The organism is Salinicola sp., from assembly GCF_982684285.1.
Genome location: NZ_CEXLVS010000405.1, coordinates 1 through 2018 on the forward strand (window position 1 = coordinate 1; position 2018 = coordinate 2018).

Sequence of the window (2018 nt, forward strand, 5' to 3'; positions counted from 1 at the left end):
CGACGACGTCGACGCGCTCAGGATCTCAGCAGCGCCGACCACCGAACCAGCCAGGCCTCGAGCACCAGCTGCGGGTTCGGATTACCACCTGCCGCCAGCAGTCGACGCTGCTCGCGGGCATAATCCAGCAGCCGGAACCAGTCGCGCACGCGGGCATTCTTGACCGCCTGGCGATACAGCGGCAGCAGATCGGCGTTGCGCACGCATCGGGAGTCTCCCGACAGGCCTAGCCGGATCAGGTCCTCCAGCCAGGCGATGCCATACCATAGTATGCGATCGAGCGACTGCGCATCGAGCCTGGCCGCCTCGCCCACGGGCTCGCCGCCGCGCACCAGCGCATCGAACAGTTCGCGCAGGTCCTGGCGCAACTGTCGCGCATCCGCGCCGGCCAGCTCCTCGGCCAGCAGTGGCAGCCCCCCGGCCACGCTCAACCAGAAGCGGGCCTCGTCGTCACTGCCCAACCGCTCGCTCAGCCAGGGTTCGGCCACCTCGAGCGGTGGCACGGCAAAACTCCAGTGCTGGCAGCGCGAACGAATGGTGGCCAGCAGCCGCGACGGAATATCGGAGACCAGGACGAACAGCGTCCGGTCGCCCGGCTCCTCGAGACTCTTCAGCAAGGCGTTCGAGGCGGCAACGTTCATCGCCTCGCCCGGTTCGATACGGATGACCCGGTAGCCCCCCTGCTGGGCGGTCTGGGCGACGAAGCCGTTGACCTGGCGGATCGCGTCCACGCGGATCTGACGCGATTTCTCGGTCGGCGTCACGCTGAGCAGGTCGGGATGATAACCGGCCGACAGCATGCGACAGCTATGGCACTCGCCACAGGCGAGCTCTCCGGGGGCGCGACACAGCGTCCGCGCGATCAGCGCCTCGGCCAGCGGCTGCTTGCCGATACCCCTGGGTCCGGAGAGCAGCAAGGCGTGAGGAAGACGACCGCCATCCTGCAGCTCGACCAGCTTCCGCCATCGATCGTACTGCCACGGCAGCGGACTCATAGCCATGCCGACACCCTTTGCTCGAGGCATCGCTCGATCTCGTTCTGGACCGCACCCAGCGCGGGGCTAGCATCGATGATGGCGAAACGTTCGTTGTCACGGGCCCGCTCGAGATAGGCCGATCTGACCGACTCGAAGAACGCTTCCCGCTCGCGCTCGAACCGGTCGAGCCGGGCGCCCCGGCTGACGACCCGCTGCGCCGCGACGCCGACGGGCATGTCCAGGAGCAGCGTCAGGTCGGGCTGCAATCCATCCTGGACCAGGGTTTCCAGGGTCCGGATGCGCTGAAGCTCCAGTCCGCGCCCCCCGCCCTGATAGGCGAAGGTGGCATCGGTGAACCGGTCGCAGACGACCCATGCGCCTCGGGCCAACGCGGGCCGGATACGCTGGGCGAGATGCTGCGCCCTGGCGGCGAATACCAGCAGCAGTTCGGCGTCGTCGCTCCAGGCCTCTTCCCGCGAGGGGTCCAGCAGGAGCTCCCGGATCGCCTCGGCGCCCGGCGTGCCGCCGGGCTCGCGCGTGCGCACGACGTCGATGCCCTTGGATGCCAGCCAATCGCAGACGAAGGTGACGTTGGTCGTCTTGCCCACGCCCTCGCCGCCTTCCAGCGTGATGAATCGGCCGCGCCGCTGTTCGGTATCACCTGCGTTCATGCGGTGTCGTCTCGTCGGTGAATGGACCGCGAACTCAATCGCGATTCAGGATGTAGCGGCGGACGGCAGCGTTGTGCTCCTGCAGCGTCCGCGAGAACTGATGCGACCCATCCCCCTTGGCAACGAAGTAGAGGGTATCGCCCGCGGCGGGATGGACGGCAGCCTCGAGCGATCCGAGCCCGGGCATCGCGATCGGTGTCGGCGGCAACCCTTCGATGACATAGGTATTGTAGGCATTCTGTCGCTGAAGATCGGCACGAGTGATATTGCCGACATAGCTGTCACCCATGCCATAGATGACGGTCGGATCGGTCTGCAGGCGCATCCCTTTCTGCAAGCGACGGACGAAGACGCCTGCTATCTCGCCACG

At 66.9% G+C, this 2018-nt stretch carries 3 protein-coding genes; all 3 read right to left on the reverse strand.

Going from position 1 to position 2018, the window contains the following annotated elements:
- Positions 1 to 17: 17 nt before the first annotated feature.
- Positions 18 to 1001, reverse strand: a complete 984-nt coding sequence (locus AC3AYF_RS20430) for a DNA polymerase III subunit delta' (RefSeq protein WP_295040363.1) — start codon at positions 999 to 1001, stop codon at positions 18 to 20.
- Entirely contained in the window at positions 992 to 1648 is a 657-nt protein-coding gene (gene tmk, locus AC3AYF_RS20435) for a dTMP kinase (protein WP_295040365.1), read from the reverse strand. The genes AC3AYF_RS20430 and tmk overlap by 10 nt, the downstream gene beginning before the upstream one ends.
- Positions 1649 to 1682: 34 nt before the next feature.
- A partial coding sequence (gene mltG, locus AC3AYF_RS20440; protein WP_295040367.1) for an endolytic transglycosylase MltG occupies positions 1683 to 2018 on the reverse strand: 336 nt, incomplete at its 5' end.

Bases quoted from the DNA above. Each gene is read 5' to 3' on its own strand.
- AC3AYF_RS20430 (WP_295040363.1), bottom strand. From the start codon at position 1,001: ATGGCTATGAGTCCGCTGCCGTGGCAGTACGATCGATGGCGGAAGCTG.
- tmk (WP_295040365.1), bottom strand. From the start codon at position 1,648: ATGAACGCAGGTGATACCGAACAGCGGCGCGGCCGATTCATCACGCTG.